Here is a 14,542-nt window from a genome sequence, read left to right as displayed (position 1 = left end):
GCAGCAGCGATTGAAATCGTACTGGGCGATGAGGTGATGCGAAAGAAAGCACAAGAGTTAGGTGAGAAAATCAGGGCTGAGGATGGTGTGGCGAATGCAGTTGAAGCATTTCATCGGCATTTGGGGTTGATTGGGTGAGAAATCCCACGCAATTGAAGAAGAACTCAGAAGACAGAATTCAGAATTCAGAATCACAATCGGTTGGAGATTCAAACCCCTTTACACAGGAGCTTTTTCGTTCAGGAGCCAGAATGACTCCTGACTCCTGACTGCTGAGTTTTTTAAATTAAAATACATCATCACACCCACAGCACCAGTAAATGTCTCAAGTTAAAGTTGATACCGTACTCTGTGTGAACAGCAGTATCCTAATGGTTTTTTACACGCCAGGGCATTGCTGGGAATTCCGTATCATCAGCCGCACGGGTGGAATATTCGGGGAACAAAAGATTTATTACACGGCAGAGGCGGCGTTGAGAACTGGGTTAGAGTGGTTGCGGGATGAACGGTAATGAGTGCGTATATGCGATCCAAGGTCAGCACTAGTAGCAAGAGATAATCCCTTTTGGTGAAGGTAAATTGCTTGAAATTGTACACCGATTTTTTATTTGTCGCTCCACTAACTATATGGAGGCGAATTAATGGAAAAGAAAAGTTGGCGATCGCTACAATCAATATTTCAAGTACTTATACAGAGGTGTGAATACCTACTATTGTATAAAATAAATTCTAGGAAAGGTAATAAATGTAATTTTATATACTTTATTGAGATGAATAACTCAGTAGAGTATTTTCGTGAGAATCACTGCTTTTGAAAAATCGTCTCGTCTTGTTGCAACCCAACAAAACCTCGTTCTAACAACCAGAAATTGAAAACTGCGGCTGCCCTGTCAAGAAATGTGATGCCTGCGGTTCTTGCTAGCCTCGCACTTCTTGAAACATCTACTAAGTTGTGTTTCTCTCAATTGCGGTCATTGCCATTAGGAGCAGACAGTTGAATCATCTCAGTAAAACGTGAATACTTAACCGCATCGGTAGGGGGATAATCTGCCGACACTGCAATTAACCCAATTTTGATATCCTCGAAATAAATCACACCCCCAATACGTCCTTCGATTTGAAAAGCTCCATGAAATAAATGATACGGAGCTATGTAAATCAGCAAAAAGTCACTAATCTTTATTGCCCTATCAAACATCTGCTGACAAGTTTTTTGAAGAACAGCATCTAGGTATTCATTATAGGCAGGCTCACCCAGGTCAGTGAATTCCGGTAGATCCGCAAAATGATCCATGTAAAATAGCCAGATATCGGACAAGTCTGCGTCATTCGTCAGTTTTCGCTTAAGTTCTTGCAATCGGTCGATATTCATATTGTGAATATTGAGAAAATGGGGCAAACAGACAGTAATGTTAAAAAGTTATCAATTATTTTTGCGTTAATGTGGCTTTGGAGTACAAAGTTGTCTAGGTAGTTGTTGAATAACACGCATAAAAGGAGATGGGTCATTCAACCCTTGTGACAAAATTAAGGAACCTTGAATAGCAATCACTGCATCTTCCCCTCGATATTTGGCGAGTTCTTCATCCATACCACTTTCGATTAAAACATTAGCAATCGCATTAATCCAGATACAGAATAAAGCATTAACTCTAGTGTGAAAGATATCACGGGCTGAACCCATTAATAAAATGGCAGACATACAGGGTTGATGTCCTCCTTCATAAAGTTCGCTCAGGCGATCGCACATCCTCTGTAATCGTGTTAGCGCATCACCTTGGGAGGTAAGTGCTGTCAAGATGTTTTGGGCTAACCACTGTTGAAGAAAATCTAGCACTGTCTCAACCATTTCATCCTTACCGCCAGGAAAGTGATGATAAAGGCTGGCTTTCCCAAGCCCAGTAGCTTCAGAAATTTTAGATAGAGTTGCGCCATCATACCCGAATTGGCGAAACAGCCGTATGAGATATGGAATATATGTTTCTTTGGGCATTGTAAGAGTTGAGAAAAATAGATATTGACATTATACCGTTCGTTCGGTACATTAATCGTATACCGAACGAACAGTACAAAAATGAGACAGCAAGTGCCACTTAATTTCTGTGATTAAACTTGTTCGTTCTTACCTCATTTGAAGGATTAATCTATGATTCAGCTTTACGGTTACGAACTCTCTGGCAACAGCTATAAAGTAAAACTAATGTTGTCGCTATTAGGCTTAGATTACGAATGGGTAAAAGTTGATTTGCCTAGAGGAGCGCACAAACAGCCAGAATTTTTAGCACTCAATTCTTTTGGTCAAGTGCCAGTTTTGGTTGATGGAAATACTATATTGGCAGATGCTCAAGCAATTCTAGTTTATTTAGCTCGACAGTATGGCACAGAAGGGTGGTTGCCTCTGGAGCCAGAGCCGATGAGTCGTGTAATTCGCTGGTTATCTACAACTGCGGGAGAAGTTCGGCTTGGCCCTGAATCGGCACGTTTATATCACCTGTTTAAAGCTACTGACATCAATCTAGAACGAGTAAATCAAAAATCAGAGTTTATCCTCACACAACTTAATAATCATCTAGCAGAAGGTGAATGGCTAGAGTTGGGACATCCTACGATTGCCGATGTTGCTGTTTTTCCATACATCGCCCTCGCCAACGATGGTAAGATTTCTCTCGAACCCTATGCTCATGTTCAAGCCTGGATTGAACGGCTCAAGCATCTCCCCGGTTTTATTGGAATGATTGGTATTGAAGAACCTGCTAGAGTTTAGGAGCGCAGTATGCCACGCAAATTTGGAGAAATTGCTTTTACTCCTGAAGTTGAAGCCGCCCAGTCACAACGGGGATCACGGCAAACCTATGAACGCTACATTGCCAACGGCCCTGCCAATGATTCAATTACACTAGAAATTGCCGAATTTATTGCTCATTTGGATGGGTTTTATTTGGGAACAGTCAGTTCCAATGGCTATCCCTATATCCAGTTTCGTGGAGGAGCGCCCGGTTTCCTGAAAGTGTTGAATGAGAAAACCCTGGGATTCGCCGATTTTTCTGGGAATGTGCAGTACATTACCGTAGGCAACCTTGAAGGAGAAGCAAAAGCATTTCTGTTCCTGATGGATTACCGCCAACGCAGACGTATCAAAGTTTGGGGTAAGGCAGAATATGTTGAAGGGGATAGTGCTTTAATTGAGCGACTTCGCATCCCTGGCTATCCAGCAAAAGTTGAGCGAGCTATTCTATTTCATGTCGAAGCTTTGAGTGAAAATTGTTCTCAACACATACCTATCCGCTATTCTGCTACCGAGGTTGAAGCTATGATGGCTCCTCTTGTGGCTCGAATTGAAGAGTTAGAACAGAAATTCGTTGGGGAATAATGCAGATATGGTATTTGAACCAAGTAGTGCTAATGTACTATAACACTGGTAATATAGTATTTTACTAAGCACCGGTTAGCCTAACTTTCTAATGCTTCACTCTGCTTTCAAGTGAGAAAGATAGTTCACGTTGATATGGATGCCTTCTACGCATCGGTAGAGCAGAGGGATAACCCTAGCTACCGAGGTAAACCGTTAGTCGTCGGTGGCAGCCCGAATCAGCGAGGCGTAGTTGCAGCAGCCAGTTATGAAGCCAGAAAATTTGGTATTCACTCTGCGATGCCCTCAGTAACAGCAATTGCCAAATGTCCCACCCTTATCTTTGTCAGACCGAGATTCGACGTTTACCGAGATATTTCTGCTGCAATCCACGCTATCTTTAAACGCTACAGTGATTTAGTGGAAGGGGTTGCACTAGATGAAGCATATTTGGACGTTACTGAGAATAGGCAAAACATCCCCTACGCTTCTACGATCGCAAGACACATCAAAACTGCAATTTTTCAGGAAACCCAGTTGACGGCAACCGCAGGTGTGTCAATTAACAAGTTTCTTGCAAAAATGGCATCAGGGCAGAACAAGCCGAATGGACTGACGGTGATTTTACCGGAGGATGCGATCGCCTTTGTAGAACAGCTACCAATTGAAAAGTTTCACGGTATAGGAGAAGTTACGGCGGCTAAAATGCATTCACTGGGGATTCATACTGGCGTAGATTTGAAAATGCGATCGCTGACTGACCTAACACACCACTTTGGTAAAGCAGGTCATTATTACTACAAGATTGCCAGAGCAGAAGATGACCGCCCAGTTGAAGCAAATCGAGTTCGCAAATCGATTGGTGCAGAAACCTCGTTTGCACAGGACTTAAGCGATGTCGGTCAGATGTTGCAAGAACTTGAACAGATTGCCCAAATTGTCGAGCAACGGTTGGAGCAGCATGAAACACGAGGACGCACATTAACATTGAAAGTTAAATTCTCTGACTATCAGCAGCTAACCCGTAGTAAGACAATGCTTGCTCCCATTAGTGAATTAGATACAATTTTTGAGATAGCCAAAGCACTGTTTGAGTCGATTGATCTGGAGAATCGTAGTATTAGGTTGCTGGGTATTTCCTTGTCCAATTTAGATAACGCCAAGCAGTTACAAGCGATTCAATTGCCCTTATTTCAGAATGGGAACATCATATTTTAGCGCAGGCGTAAGCCCCACTTCTAAAAAGCTCAGTTGCCGTCGTAAGCATTTTACAAGCTCATTAGTGACTGCAATTGTGTGTCTGAATTATCTCCTAATTCTTGTTGTAATTGGGCTAGTTGATTTTCTAACGCTTCAGCAGTCTGAATGAGATTCGACTCTTGAGCTATTTTTAGCTGAGTTTCTTTAATAGAGATTTTTCTCACTAGTTCATTAACTGCATCGACTGAATCATCATTTTCAGTAATCATAGCTGAATTATGACTCCTCTAAATTCTATTTTGAGATTAGTACTCTGCTTCAATTTGATAGAGTGCAGGATTAGCAACAAAGAGGTAATTGTTGTTCAAAAATCTCATTTTGGGAAATGCGTTTAGAGAATGCCGATTTCCAAGCTTCTTTACTAGACCATTTTGCAATATTAATAAATTGAAATCTCTCCGTTGGGTCAAGACTGCGATGTAACTTTGTATCGATAAACCCTGGCTCATTTTTCATCAACAGAGCAGTCTGATTCCATTTGCGAAGAAATTCATCTTCCAAACCTTGAGGAACAGAGAAGACATTGATCAATACCACAGGTGAATCCATAAAGGCAGTTCTTTTAACTCTGTCATGCTAGACAATAGCATTTATCAACAGAAACTTGAATGTACCTATAGTAGGATTATACAAGTTTTAGATGCTGCTCACCGACAAAAATCATCAACTCTCAACTCGCGCCATACATCAGACGGTTGCCACCCGGAGTTACCCACGGAGCGGAGGGGGCGATAGTGTTCAGAAATGTATTCGGATTCGGAAGCGTAGTCTTCAATGTACACAGGTGGGTTTGGTTCAATCACTGGTTCAGGAATATTTTGGCTCTCAGGAATCTCAATGGGTTCAGTCGGTGGTGGGGTTACTTCTGTTTTCTTGCGAACTGGGTTAGAGTTTTTTTTGATGAGTCGTTTCATATCTATAGGAATCATTCGGCTTTCCATAAAGAAGGGATATCCCAGAATACAAGAACTTATCAGCGAATCAGAGGCATTTTGCCAGAAACTTGTATGGCTATTGGGTCGTGTAACCGAAAGTTAAAGATAATTTTTAGAGATTGCTCAGACGGGCCAATATCCCTAAACCTAAACCAAAAATTAAGGTAAGTCTCAAAATTAGCACAGTGTGCAACTGACTAAAAAATGGAAGTAATTGATTTTTTACTGCGACTGAACTAAAAGCACCAGCCCAAGCGATACTTAGTACTACCAATAAAACTACATATAATGTTATCCCTCCACTAAAAGCTAAAAGTAAAATTCCAGTTACACCGTGGCTTAATATGTAACACCAACCTAAAGTTTTAGCCCAACTGATAACGCCAAAAAATTTCCAAGCAAAACTGCGAGTCAATGTTAAAGTCAAAAATATTAAACTAACTCTGGATAAAGTCAAGGCACTGCCCTGCTGTAAAGCCTCATCCCAAACTGCTGTCCAAGCAAATAACCAGCCTAGCATTACATAGCAAGATAAGCTAAACACCAGTTTTATCCAAACAATATATATTGCAAACATTTCTAAATTAACCTTACTTATTAATAAATATTTGAACAAATAGTATTTAATATATGAACTATTAAAATAATCCATAATAACTCGTTATTAGTGATAAGGATTCTTGTAACTTATTGAGCGACAGTTTATAATATTCTATAAAGATGATTGAGAAAAATGATTAAGCCTAAAAATGTGTATCGCGGACACTCAATGGAAAAAGTTGGTCACGGTAAAAGAGCGGAATTTAAAACAACTATCAATGAAAAAGAATGGTCTGCTGTGACTGAATTAGAGGTAAAAACAGCAATTGATGCTTGGATTGATGAAGGAGTAGAGCCTTAGTTATTGCCTGCATAGCTTAAAAATGCCCTGGACAATCCGAATCGATAGCCCATCACCGTAAAATCGAAACTCGACCAACTCACCTAATCGAAACATAGGTTTTTCTTTAGTGTTCAGTTGTAAGTTGCCTGTGCCGACGCAAGGCAAACCCCACGTAAACTGTAGGCAAGATTTGCAATATTCATACAAAAGTATAAATAATTACTAAGCTATAAACTAAATGCTGGTAAAAGATGATTATAGTAAATTTATATACTCTATTGATGTGAATAACTCAGTAGAGTATTTTTGTGAAAGTGCGCCTAACGTAAGCGATCGCTTCTCCTCTGCCCAAGTAACAACCGCCCTCCACAGCCGACGATTGTTCCTTGGGTAATGGTGGATTGGGAGCAATGCGATTTTGTGAGGTGCTTAAAATTCGGGTACTAAATCACCCATTTAGGGCTGCGATCGCAGCCAAATAACTGTTTTTATTGAGAATCTAGCTCTATAACTGAGAATTAAAGTCCGATCTAACAAAATCGCATTGCTCCCTGGTGGATTCATGTTTGAGCAAATTTTGACAACCATTGGTTTACACGCATTCAGCCAAGGGTGTTGCATTGGGCTTGGTTTATTGCGTCTAATACCTGTATAGTGCAGCTTTAAAAGTTTTTCGCTCTTTTGGCATAAAGTACAAAACTTGAACTGAAGAGTATTACATGGCAAACGAATTATATGTAAAGCGGGGGGCAACATTTAAAACTCCCATATTTAATTTTTTTTTACAAGCACTGTTCTGGACTCCTTGCCCCAGGGCAGTTTTTTATTGTACTGGTGGCTGAGGTTCTTGCACCCACTGCCAACAATCGAATTATGCGTGCAGTGCGTTGTTTACTCGCTGTAACCGGAATATTGCGGTAGAGTCCGTAAAAGCGTTAGCCTCAGTTGTAGCAAGCATAAACCCTAATCATCAGTAAAACTCCTAGCACAGGCATTTAAGCAATGGCAAAGATTCAGCAGATTTGGCAACGTTGGATTCCTGGACTGCTTGAGAAAACAGTAAAGCGTGGAGAAACAGTGGAGTCGGGAGCAGAAGTTACTAAAGCTGCATTCAATTCATTATGAAACCTTTGTTCAAATCAACTTTTAATTTTTTGGGTTCACTAACTGCCAAAACGGGAGCAGGTATTACTGCGATTATAGTGTTATGCGCTTTCATGACTAAACCAGTAGTTGCCCAAGTGCCAAGCTTTACCGATGTTAACGCTGATGTTTATGCCAAAGAGATTCAAGAGGCTGTTCAGAAAGGACTTATTGCAGGCTTCACTTCTAATAATACCTTTCGTCCCACGTTAGAATTAACGCGCGAACAGATGATATCAATGGTAATAAACGCGCTCAGTAAGCTACCCGTAAGTAGTGCGACGGTGCCACACGACCCACCGCCAGCAGCAGGAAACTTATTGAAAGTCACCAGCAAGCCTTTTCGGGATGTAAACGCAACCCGTTGGAGTGCTGCAATGATTGAGTGGGCAAAATTTAACGGGATTATGCAAGGCTATTCTGATGGTACTTTTCGTCCTACCCAAACAGTAACCCGTGCTGAGTTGATGGCGGTATTGCGTAAAGCCATTCAATATGCGGATGAGGGTGGAGGAATTTCAGGTATGCTCAATAAGCAGCAGCCAATAGCGTTCAGTGACATATCTAATCATTGGGCGAAAAAAACAATTACAGAGATGTCTGCATACTGCGGTGTTGCAACTCCCGTCAACGAAACTGGAAATGCCTTTTCTCCTAATCTTGGGACACGGCGTAATTATGGCGCAGCAGCTACATTACGGTTGCTCAACTGTCTTAGGGGTGTTTAAACAAAAACCAAAGCCATAAAGATTAAAATTTAAACATTGCTGTCTCTTTTAATGTACTGAGTTTGACACAATTTGAATCAAGGGAATACGAATAATAAACTCAGCACCAACTCCTGGTTGGGAAATGCATTCTAAAGAACCGCCATGTTTTTGTGTGATAATTTGGTAACTAATAGCCAATCCCATGCCTGTACCTTGTCCAACAGGCTTGGTGGTAAAAAAGGGATTAAATATTTGCTTGAGAGTATCGGATGGTATTCCTAGTCCATTGTCGGCAATGCTAATAGTGACTTGATCTGGTTCCAGCAATTGGGTGCGAATATAAATTCGGGGATTATCGATTATATTGAATTTTTTTGTTGTCCATCGACCTTTTAGGGCTGAATCTTCTAAAGCATCGAGTGCATTCACTAAAATATTCAGAAATACTTGGTTTAACTCCCCAGGATAACATTCAACTAAGGGGAGGCTCTCGTATTCTTTGATTACCTCAATTTGCAGACGCTCCTTAGTAGGGTTGAGGCGGCTTTGGATAAGCATTATCGTACTATCAATTCCTTCATTAATATCAACTGCTTTCATTGAAGCTTCGCCTAAGCGTGAGAAAGTCCGCAGGGAAAGAACAATATCTCGAATCCGCTCTGCTCCCATGAGCATCGATTTGAATAATTTGGGAAAGTCTGACCTTAAAAAATCTAGTTCAATGAAATTTGTAAACTCTTCAATTGCCTTGACTGATTGAGGATAATGGCTTTGGTAGATATCTAATAGCGAAAATAAATTTTGAGTGTATTCACCAGCCGATTTTAGATTGCCGTAAATAAAGCTAACAGGGTTGTTAATTTCATGTGCAATTCCAGCTACTAATTGTCCCAAACTGACCATTTTCTCATTTTGAATTAATTGAGCTTGAGCTTGCTGTAACTCTTTGAGAGCTGTGGCGAGTTCTTCTTTCTGAATTTGAGTTTGTTTGAGTAATTCTGCTTGCTGTAATGCTACACCTAGCTGAGATGCAATTTGGCTAAGTATATATACTTCATCTGCTTGCCATTTTCGAGGTACATCGTTTTGGTAAACTGCTAGCAGTCCCCAAAGTTGTTGACTTTGATAAATAGCAGTAATCACGTAAGCTCTTGCCTGGCATTGCTCTAAAATTTTCAGGTAGCACTTACTAAAGCCAGCACTGTAAACATCGTCACAAACACGATAAGTTTCATTTTGAGAAAAGCGTCCTCCCTGTGTATCTTGTAAATAGGTATCTACAATTGGAGGAATAGATAAATTTTTCAAGCTACATTCGCTGATATTTTCTACTATTTCTGGTTGATGCAGTTGCTGCTGAATTAGAGGCAACCACCCCTGTGCTAAGGATTCAGAGACAACTTTTCCACTCCAATCTGGATTGAAACGATATAAAATTACACGGTGAGAGTTGAACAATTTCCTAATTTCTTGAGTAGTTGTCTGAAAAATATATTCTATGTCAAGAGATTGACGGATTTTTTCAACGGTAATAGCGACAATTCGCTGAGAGTGTGCGGCTTTAAGTGCTTCCATTTTTAGTAATTATAGAGGCTGAAGACTGCCTTTTTCTAAGTAGATATAAGGCTTCAACATAATTTTTAATAAGAGTTTAAGCGAATTCAAAAATAGTCTAGTTAAAGTTTAAAAATAATTTATAAAAACTACTTTTATTTTTCGTAAACAAGTAAGATTTATAGCTAGGACTTCAATCATTCATAGTTTCCTAGAATTAAGCCAATAGTGGTTCTAAAAATTCCCCTGCTTAAGGCAAGAGCATAGCCAAATTTAAGTTTGTTGCTAATACTCGTACCATTAGTCATCCTTAAGAACCATCTTTGGAAGTTTGACTCAATGACAACATGGCTGAAAACTGGCGGTAAATATGAGCCTTCATTCTGAGAAGTCATAATGATACTAGACGCAACAATAATCAACTCTTACTTAGAGTTCCCTTGTTTTGCTTCAAAATTAAGGTCTAAAATGATTATCTGAGGGCGAAAAGTGAATATCGTCGTATGATTCTTGGGAACAGGGAGCAGAATAAAGCGTGATAAAAGCAGAAGTAGCGTCTTACGGATGTTGGCGATCGCCGATAACAACAGACTTAATTACTGCAAGTACAATTGGGTTGGGACAAATTGCCCTCTGTGGCGAAGAGATTTACTGGAGTGAGCTACGACCGTCAGAGTCAGGTAGAAATGTCATAGTGCGGCGGGGTGCAAATGGTGAAATCCAGTCCCTCACGCCTAGTGGCAACAATATGTGCGTACTCGTGTGCATGAATATGGTGGCAGTTCCTTTCTTGTGGTGAATGGCACTGTTTACTTTTCCAACTTTATTGATCAACGCTGTGGCTTATGTTGCTTTTGAGGGTGAACAACATGGTTTCCGCAAAGCCGCAAACATCAAGCGTTCTTTGTCAGCAGAACTTTACTTTTATTCACGAATTTTCAATTTTGAAATTGCCCAACCAGTCGAGCCTGTAGTCATTGAAAACTTTTAGCCGCTTCATCTTCAAAACCGATGTGTCGTAGTTCCCCAGAGCGTTCTGGCATTTGATTAATCGAAAGTTGAGCAAATCGGTTCGCCACATTGTATACTTTCCAGGGACAACTACAGTGGCGATACGGTTCAGTTAAGGCTAAAAAATAAAACTGGTGTAGGTTGGGTTGAATGAAGTGAAACCCAACCTACAGTTTTTGTTAACTGAAACGTATTGACTACAGTGGGGTTAAACATCAGCAGAATATTACATATCGAACTTCTTATAAACCAGGGGACAATATTTTAAATTTCCTGCACCCTCTTGACAAAAGGGCAATTACTTTAACCTGTCACGGATGATAATCATCTGAGTTTAATGAACCTCTCGGAATCGACGCTCGTACTCAAGTTCAGGTAGTATGATTGCCAGCACAGATAGCTTGCAGCAGGGACTCTGCACGAGATTAAGAATATCTGCATTTGATTAAATGCTACTTCTTCGGTCTCTAATTGTATTTCAATCCTGCGTAACAGCTTTTTGTTTTGTAATGAGCTTGCTTTTTGTGAGTAACTATGAGATATTTTGCTTGAGATTTAAATGCTATATTCCTATCAACTTACTGTAAAAAACTAATAATTAGCAGACTGCATAAGTTTTTTGACATGAAATTAAGTTTTTTGACAAAGCATCCACTTCTGTTTATTATCATAATTTTCTTTGAGCTTTTCTTCAGTAGTAGAGTAGTTGCTGCTAGCTTCAAATTAGAATTTGCTGCCAAGAACTCTGGGTTGTTACAATCAGCAAGTTCTCAAGGTATTACAAGTGCAGAGCAACAATTACGCATAGATAAATTACTAAAATTGATCCAACAAAGATTGCTAATTGCACATGATGTAGCCCGATGGAAATGGAATCACAAACGTCCTATCGAGGATCGAAAGCGGGAACAAGAGTTATTATTAAAGGTTAGGCAACAAGCAACAATCCATAGCCTAGAACCCGATACAGTTGCAGCATTTTTCCAAGCACAAATAGAAGCAGGAAAACTTATCCAAACAGTTGATTTTCAAAACTGGCAAAAGCAAGGCATTAAATCTTTTCCTGACGTGCCAGACTTAAACCAGATATTGCGACCATCTTTAGATAAATTAAATACAGAGTTTCTTTTTGCTTTAATAGAACTGACTCAATTTCTAGGTTGTCCGCAGATACGGGAATTAATTCAGTCACGTTCCCAGGTGATTATTCAGGGAGATGGTATTGTCAAGCAAGTGCAGTCTGTTGCAATTTCACCCTTGTTGCAATTTCAAAGCACTTCTTGCTCCCGTCAGTAGACCGAAAAATTCTGCGATTGTCTTCTTCTAAATGAGACGATCGCCAACCACCTCCCGCAAGGCGATGTGCCATTGGGCAGAAACCCCTGGTCTTCTTGAAGCACAGTAATGTAATGTCCGCGCTGGACTGCTGTTGTTTCCGCACCCAAAGCTCAATCAGCTGCTGCCTTATAGTGAAGAACCAGTAGAAACTGACGCTCGTACTCTTTTTTCAGCTTCAGTATCTTTGGTAGAGGCTTTCCACCATTTTAAAAGTTCAGGAGTTGGCGCGAACAGGGGAAGGTGTTTGCCTTTCCAGTTTTTAGAAGGGTATAGCGATATTGAGATGCCCTCGTTTATGATTTGTCCACTGTAATATGAAGTGTAGACTGTCATAATCGCACCCGCTCCAAGTCATAGTCACTCACCCGCGCAATAGAATCTCTGGAGGTAAAAACCTCATCACCTTTTTCCGATATAGCAGGGGACATCCACTCCATACTGTAGAACCAGCAATCATTGATTAGTTGAATACCCTGAACAATACGAATCGGTGGCCCATCGCCATGAAACCGAAACTCGACCAACTCACCGAGCCGGAATACAGGTTTTTCTTTCGTGTTCGGTTGTAACTTGCCTGTGCCAATAAGTTCACGTCCTAAAACAGTTAGATTATCCTTGCCAGAGACAATCTCATAACTCCAGCCTTTAGCTGACCACTCGACACCGCAACAGTAACCGAAAGATTTGGTGGTAGTGACGTAGACTTTCTCCAACAGGGAAACTTCTAAGGGGGGAAATCTCTTTACCCCAAGGTGGTGAAAGATACCAACAAGTTTCTAGATTCGGGACTTGGTTAATCATGCTTATGCCTCCTGACAGGACAATAGATGCCACAAATAATCAATCCGTTTCCAAGCGATCGCAGCTTGCCGTGGAGAACAACTCAAACCATAAGCGCGACGGGCATCATAATTGCCCTTAATTCCCTTGGCTACTCCAATGGGAACCCCAAAAGCCACCTCACGAATGCCGGGTTCAAAGCTTCGGTCTTCATGAGAGAGCCGTACTTGCGTAATCTGATTTCCAATTTGGTCTGTCCAGGGGGTTGACTGTTGACGGTGGAATAAGCCATCGGCGTAGGCAATGATAAAGACTCTTTCTCTTTCATGTGGCAAGCCGAGGCAGTACGCGGGTATAGTTTCCCATTCACATACGTACCGGATTTGGGAAAGGTCTTCGAGGACTGTTGCCATTCCTCTAGAGAGTAGCCCTGTTGGGTTTTCGATGAGAGCGATTGCTGGTCTACACTGGTTGATGATGCGGAACATTTCGTGCCACAGTCCTGACCTGGGGTCGTTAAGTCCTTTTTTATCTCCAGCGTTACTGGTGCCACTACAGGGGAATCCCCCGCACAAAATGTCGAATTGTCCTCGGTGGCAGTGGTAGTTGGTAATATCTGCGTAGATTGGAATTCCTGGTTGTTCATGGCGCAATTTTGATTGAGAATAAGGGGAGATTTCGACAAATTGCTGGACTCGGAATTTGTGGGATAGACGAGCAGCTGATATTCCGTGGTGGCATAGTCCGCCGATGCCGGAGAAAAGTGAGAGGACTGATTTCATGAGGCGATCGCACTCCTGACCAGTTCATCCGGTACTTCAAAAATTCCCAACCGCCCAACGTAAGGAATCGGCGTAATCTCGCGTGGATTCTCCAGTTTCCAGTGGTATTGCCCAGGCATTCCCCAACCAGATGCAACTTGTGAAAACTTGCAATCTACTATTGTGACAATGCCAATAACTTGACCGCGACGGAGAGAGATTAGTTCTGGAATTTCTACCCCCATCGCTTGGCAAAATTCTCTCGCTAACTGGTAATCTTTTTTGGTGCAGGTTTTTGCGGCGTGAATCAGAATGTCGCCGCGATAATGAATGGGCCAGCCACGGTTTTCAACATTTTTGAGAGCATAAATAATTGCCCATGCCCAAGGCTGACGAACTGAAAGTGCTTTCATGGGTTTTAAAACTCCAGCAATTGAATGTATGCGTCTAATGCCGCGATCGCTGGATGCGGATGTGGCTGTGAACGCAGTCCGTTGCAGATTGTGGCGATAGTCCCAAGTTCTGTAAAGCTGAAGCTGATACTGGACTGTCGAGCCGCACAGTGCTGAATAATTGTCAGTAGCACAAAATTCAACAATTGAATTGTAAAATCACGTCGATTGGCTAAATGTGTTTCTAAGTTCTCAGTAATAATTTGGCGACTAGCAGTAAGAGAATTGCACTTTTCAACATCTGGTAAAATTCGGAGTTTGAACTTGTAATCGCGCTCAGTAGATAAACATTCATCAGGGGCAAGAGTTGCCCATTTATGGAAGAGTTGTTGGATAGTTGTACTCATAAAGTCTGTAGTTGTGAGT

Annotated in this window: 25 protein-coding genes; 11 read left to right on the top strand and 14 right to left on the bottom strand. The window is 41.1% G+C overall.

From position 1 onward, the window contains the following. The first annotated feature begins 320 nt into the window (after positions 1-320). Positions 321-512: a hypothetical protein gene (locus CDG79_RS25960; protein WP_094344694.1), complete on the top strand. Its 192-nt coding sequence runs from the start codon at positions 321-323 to the stop codon at positions 510-512. A 449-nt stretch (positions 513-961) separates the two neighbouring features. On the opposite strand, the gene CDG79_RS25955 is transcribed toward CDG79_RS25960, so the two are convergent. Next, complete coding sequence (locus tag CDG79_RS25955) at positions 962-1,372, bottom strand: hypothetical protein (RefSeq protein WP_094344693.1); 411 nt, start codon at positions 1,370-1,372, stop codon at positions 962-964. A 66-nt stretch (positions 1,373-1,438) separates the two neighbouring features. Then, a complete protein-coding gene (locus tag CDG79_RS25950) occupies positions 1,439-1,993 on the bottom strand; it encodes a TetR/AcrR family transcriptional regulator (RefSeq protein ID WP_094344692.1) in 555 nt (184 codons plus the stop codon). A 153-nt stretch (positions 1,994-2,146) separates the two neighbouring features. On the opposite strand from CDG79_RS25950, the gene CDG79_RS25945 reads away from it, so the two are divergent. From CDG79_RS25945 to dinB, 3 genes are all read left to right on the top strand, one after another. Continuing rightward, positions 2,147-2,764, top strand: a complete 618-nt coding sequence (locus CDG79_RS25945; protein WP_094344691.1) for a glutathione S-transferase family protein — start codon at positions 2,147-2,149, stop codon at positions 2,762-2,764. 9 nt (positions 2,765-2,773) lie between these two features. Continuing rightward, positions 2,774-3,370 (top strand): pyridoxamine 5'-phosphate oxidase family protein, encoded by a 597-nt coding sequence (locus CDG79_RS25940; RefSeq protein WP_094344690.1) that lies wholly within the window; start codon positions 2,774-2,776, stop codon positions 3,368-3,370. A gap of 111 nt (positions 3,371-3,481) precedes the next feature. Further along, positions 3,482-4,567, top strand: coding sequence for a DNA polymerase IV (gene dinB / locus CDG79_RS25935; RefSeq protein WP_094344689.1), 1,086 nt, complete (start codon positions 3,482-3,484; stop codon positions 4,565-4,567). 50 nt (positions 4,568-4,617) lie between these two features. Here the strand turns inward: dinB and CDG79_RS25930 are convergent, their stop codons facing one another. The 4 genes from CDG79_RS25930 to CDG79_RS25915 form a co-directional block, all read right to left on the bottom strand. After that, a complete protein-coding gene (locus tag CDG79_RS25930; RefSeq protein WP_094331064.1) occupies positions 4,618-4,818 on the bottom strand; it encodes a hypothetical protein in 201 nt (66 codons plus the stop codon). Between the two features lie 70 nt (positions 4,819-4,888). Further along, complete coding sequence (locus CDG79_RS25925) at positions 4,889-5,158, bottom strand: antibiotic biosynthesis monooxygenase family protein (RefSeq protein WP_223278327.1); 270 nt, start codon at positions 5,156-5,158, stop codon at positions 4,889-4,891. A 98-nt stretch (positions 5,159-5,256) separates the two neighbouring features. Next, positions 5,257-5,538, bottom strand: a complete 282-nt coding sequence (locus CDG79_RS25920; protein WP_094344688.1) for a hypothetical protein — start codon at positions 5,536-5,538, stop codon at positions 5,257-5,259. 118 nt (positions 5,539-5,656) lie between these two features. Next, on the bottom strand, positions 5,657-6,196 hold the full coding sequence (locus CDG79_RS25915; protein ID WP_094344687.1) for a hypothetical protein: 540 nt from the start codon (positions 6,194-6,196) through the stop codon (positions 5,657-5,659). Positions 6,197-6,277: 81 nt separating this feature from the next. Between CDG79_RS25915 and CDG79_RS42785 the strand changes: the two genes are divergently transcribed. Next, the gene (locus CDG79_RS42785) at positions 6,278-6,445 is read left to right on the top strand and encodes a hypothetical protein (RefSeq protein ID WP_167407684.1); all 168 of its coding nucleotides are present in this window, start codon (positions 6,278-6,280) and stop codon (positions 6,443-6,445) included. On the opposite strand, the gene CDG79_RS41360 is transcribed toward CDG79_RS42785, so the two are convergent. Next, the gene (locus CDG79_RS41360; RefSeq protein ID WP_223278326.1) at positions 6,446-6,592 is read right to left on the bottom strand and encodes a DUF1392 family protein; all 147 of its coding nucleotides are present in this window, start codon (positions 6,590-6,592) and stop codon (positions 6,446-6,448) included. 73 nt (positions 6,593-6,665) lie between these two features. Here CDG79_RS41360 and CDG79_RS44030 point away from each other — a divergent pair, with 73 nt between their 5' ends. From CDG79_RS44030 to CDG79_RS25905, 3 genes are all read left to right on the top strand, one after another. Then, positions 6,666-6,821 carry a hypothetical protein gene (locus CDG79_RS44030; RefSeq protein ID WP_223278325.1) on the top strand — a complete coding sequence of 52 codons (156 nt, stop codon included), beginning with the start codon at positions 6,666-6,668 and terminating at the stop codon, positions 6,819-6,821. A gap of 608 nt (positions 6,822-7,429) precedes the next feature. Further along, positions 7,430-7,552, top strand: a complete 123-nt coding sequence (locus tag CDG79_RS44950; protein ID WP_262985830.1) for a hypothetical protein — start codon at positions 7,430-7,432, stop codon at positions 7,550-7,552. 92 nt (positions 7,553-7,644) lie between these two features. After that, entirely contained in the window at positions 7,645-8,298 is a 654-nt protein-coding gene (locus CDG79_RS25905; RefSeq protein WP_189525136.1) for an S-layer homology domain-containing protein, read from the top strand. Positions 8,299-8,346: 48 nt separating this feature from the next. Here the strand turns inward: CDG79_RS25905 and CDG79_RS25900 are convergent, their stop codons facing one another. After that, positions 8,347-9,855 carry a GAF domain-containing sensor histidine kinase gene (locus tag CDG79_RS25900; RefSeq protein WP_094344684.1) on the bottom strand — a complete coding sequence of 503 codons (1,509 nt, stop codon included), beginning with the start codon at positions 9,853-9,855 and terminating at the stop codon, positions 8,347-8,349. Between the two features lie 176 nt (positions 9,856-10,031). Further along, positions 10,032-10,229: a hypothetical protein gene (locus CDG79_RS41355; protein WP_143855584.1), complete on the bottom strand. Its 198-nt coding sequence runs from the start codon at positions 10,227-10,229 to the stop codon at positions 10,032-10,034. A gap of 140 nt (positions 10,230-10,369) precedes the next feature. Between CDG79_RS41355 and CDG79_RS25895 the strand changes: the two genes are divergently transcribed. The 3 genes from CDG79_RS25895 to aroQ all read left to right on the top strand — a co-directional run bounded on the left by CDG79_RS25895 (position 10,370) and on the right by aroQ (position 12,141). Further along, on the top strand, positions 10,370-10,633 hold the full coding sequence (locus CDG79_RS25895) for a hypothetical protein (RefSeq protein WP_189525135.1): 264 nt from the start codon (positions 10,370-10,372) through the stop codon (positions 10,631-10,633). Next, positions 10,634-10,825 carry a hypothetical protein gene (locus tag CDG79_RS25890; RefSeq protein WP_189525134.1) on the top strand — a complete coding sequence of 64 codons (192 nt, stop codon included), beginning with the start codon at positions 10,634-10,636 and terminating at the stop codon, positions 10,823-10,825. A 644-nt stretch (positions 10,826-11,469) separates the two neighbouring features. Further along, positions 11,470-12,141 (top strand): gamma subclass chorismate mutase AroQ, encoded by a 672-nt coding sequence (aroQ, locus tag CDG79_RS25885; protein ID WP_094344683.1) that lies wholly within the window; start codon positions 11,470-11,472, stop codon positions 12,139-12,141. 371 nt (positions 12,142-12,512) lie between these two features. Here the strand turns inward: aroQ and CDG79_RS25875 are convergent, their stop codons facing one another. Genes CDG79_RS25875 through CDG79_RS25860 form a run of 5 tightly spaced genes read right to left on the bottom strand, consistent with a single transcriptional unit; the run spans position 12,513 to position 14,523 of the window. Then, on the bottom strand, positions 12,513-12,896 hold the full coding sequence (locus tag CDG79_RS25875) for a DUF1392 family protein (protein WP_094344681.1): 384 nt from the start codon (positions 12,894-12,896) through the stop codon (positions 12,513-12,515). Continuing rightward, entirely contained in the window at positions 12,829-12,984 is a 156-nt protein-coding gene (locus CDG79_RS45580; RefSeq protein WP_442946256.1) for a DUF1392 family protein, read from the bottom strand. Before CDG79_RS45580 ends, CDG79_RS25875 begins: the two co-directional genes overlap by 68 nt. 2 nt (positions 12,985-12,986) lie before the next feature. Continuing rightward, positions 12,987-13,745 carry a DNA cytosine methyltransferase gene (locus tag CDG79_RS25870; protein WP_094344680.1) on the bottom strand — a complete coding sequence of 253 codons (759 nt, stop codon included), beginning with the start codon at positions 13,743-13,745 and terminating at the stop codon, positions 12,987-12,989. Next, a complete protein-coding gene (locus CDG79_RS25865; protein WP_094344679.1) occupies positions 13,742-14,137 on the bottom strand; it encodes an ASCH domain-containing protein in 396 nt (131 codons plus the stop codon). The genes CDG79_RS25870 and CDG79_RS25865 overlap by 4 nt, the downstream gene beginning before the upstream one ends. A 5-nt stretch (positions 14,138-14,142) precedes the next feature. Further along, positions 14,143-14,523, bottom strand: a complete 381-nt coding sequence (locus tag CDG79_RS25860) for a hypothetical protein (protein ID WP_094344678.1) — start codon at positions 14,521-14,523, stop codon at positions 14,143-14,145. Positions 14,524-14,542: the final 19 nt, after the last annotated feature.

Origin of the sequence: Nostoc sp. 'Peltigera membranacea cyanobiont' 232, from assembly GCF_002245985.1 — a bacterium.
Taxonomy (GTDB): domain Bacteria; phylum Cyanobacteriota; class Cyanobacteriia; order Cyanobacteriales; family Nostocaceae; genus Nostoc.
This window is presented reverse-complemented; position numbering and strand designations above follow the sequence as displayed.

Excerpts from the sequence above, each read along its gene's own strand:
- CDG79_RS41355 (WP_143855584.1), bottom strand. The coding sequence starts at position 10,229 with ATGACTTCTCAGAATGAAGGCTCATATTTACCGCCAGTTTTCAGCCAT.
- CDG79_RS25900 (WP_094344684.1), bottom strand. The coding sequence starts at position 9,855 with ATGGAAGCACTTAAAGCCGCACACTCTCAGCGAATTGTCGCTATTACC.
- CDG79_RS25940 (WP_094344690.1), top strand. The coding sequence starts at position 2,774 with ATGCCACGCAAATTTGGAGAAATTGCTTTTACTCCTGAAGTTGAAGCC.
- CDG79_RS25945 (WP_094344691.1), top strand. The coding sequence starts at position 2,147 with ATGATTCAGCTTTACGGTTACGAACTCTCTGGCAACAGCTATAAAGTA.
- CDG79_RS25870 (WP_094344680.1), bottom strand. The coding sequence starts at position 13,745 with ATGAAATCAGTCCTCTCACTTTTCTCCGGCATCGGCGGACTATGCCAC.
- CDG79_RS25920 (WP_094344688.1), bottom strand. The coding sequence starts at position 5,538 with ATGATTCCTATAGATATGAAACGACTCATCAAAAAAAACTCTAACCCA.
- CDG79_RS25930 (WP_094331064.1), bottom strand. The coding sequence starts at position 4,818 with ATGATTACTGAAAATGATGATTCAGTCGATGCAGTTAATGAACTAGTG.
- aroQ (WP_094344683.1), top strand. The coding sequence starts at position 11,470 with ATGAAATTAAGTTTTTTGACAAAGCATCCACTTCTGTTTATTATCATA.
- CDG79_RS25890 (WP_189525134.1), top strand. The coding sequence starts at position 10,634 with ATGGCACTGTTTACTTTTCCAACTTTATTGATCAACGCTGTGGCTTAT.
- CDG79_RS25955 (WP_094344693.1), bottom strand. The coding sequence starts at position 1,372 with ATGAATATCGACCGATTGCAAGAACTTAAGCGAAAACTGACGAATGAC.
- CDG79_RS25865 (WP_094344679.1), bottom strand. The coding sequence starts at position 14,137 with ATGAAAGCACTTTCAGTTCGTCAGCCTTGGGCATGGGCAATTATTTAT.
- CDG79_RS25960 (WP_094344694.1), top strand. The coding sequence starts at position 321 with ATGTCTCAAGTTAAAGTTGATACCGTACTCTGTGTGAACAGCAGTATC.
- CDG79_RS44030 (WP_223278325.1), top strand. The coding sequence starts at position 6,666 with ATGCTGGTAAAAGATGATTATAGTAAATTTATATACTCTATTGATGTG.
- CDG79_RS25925 (WP_223278327.1), bottom strand. The coding sequence starts at position 5,158 with ATGGATTCACCTGTGGTATTGATCAATGTCTTCTCTGTTCCTCAAGGT.
- CDG79_RS25950 (WP_094344692.1), bottom strand. The coding sequence starts at position 1,993 with ATGCCCAAAGAAACATATATTCCATATCTCATACGGCTGTTTCGCCAA.
- CDG79_RS25860 (WP_094344678.1), bottom strand. The coding sequence starts at position 14,523 with ATGAGTACAACTATCCAACAACTCTTCCATAAATGGGCAACTCTTGCC.
- CDG79_RS42785 (WP_167407684.1), top strand. The coding sequence starts at position 6,278 with ATGATTAAGCCTAAAAATGTGTATCGCGGACACTCAATGGAAAAAGTT.
- CDG79_RS44950 (WP_262985830.1), top strand. The coding sequence starts at position 7,430 with ATGGCAAAGATTCAGCAGATTTGGCAACGTTGGATTCCTGGACTGCTT.
- CDG79_RS25905 (WP_189525136.1), top strand. The coding sequence starts at position 7,645 with ATGACTAAACCAGTAGTTGCCCAAGTGCCAAGCTTTACCGATGTTAAC.
- CDG79_RS25915 (WP_094344687.1), bottom strand. The coding sequence starts at position 6,196 with ATGGATTATTTTAATAGTTCATATATTAAATACTATTTGTTCAAATAT.
- CDG79_RS45580 (WP_442946256.1), bottom strand. The coding sequence starts at position 12,984 with ATGATTAACCAAGTCCCGAATCTAGAAACTTGTTGGTATCTTTCACCA.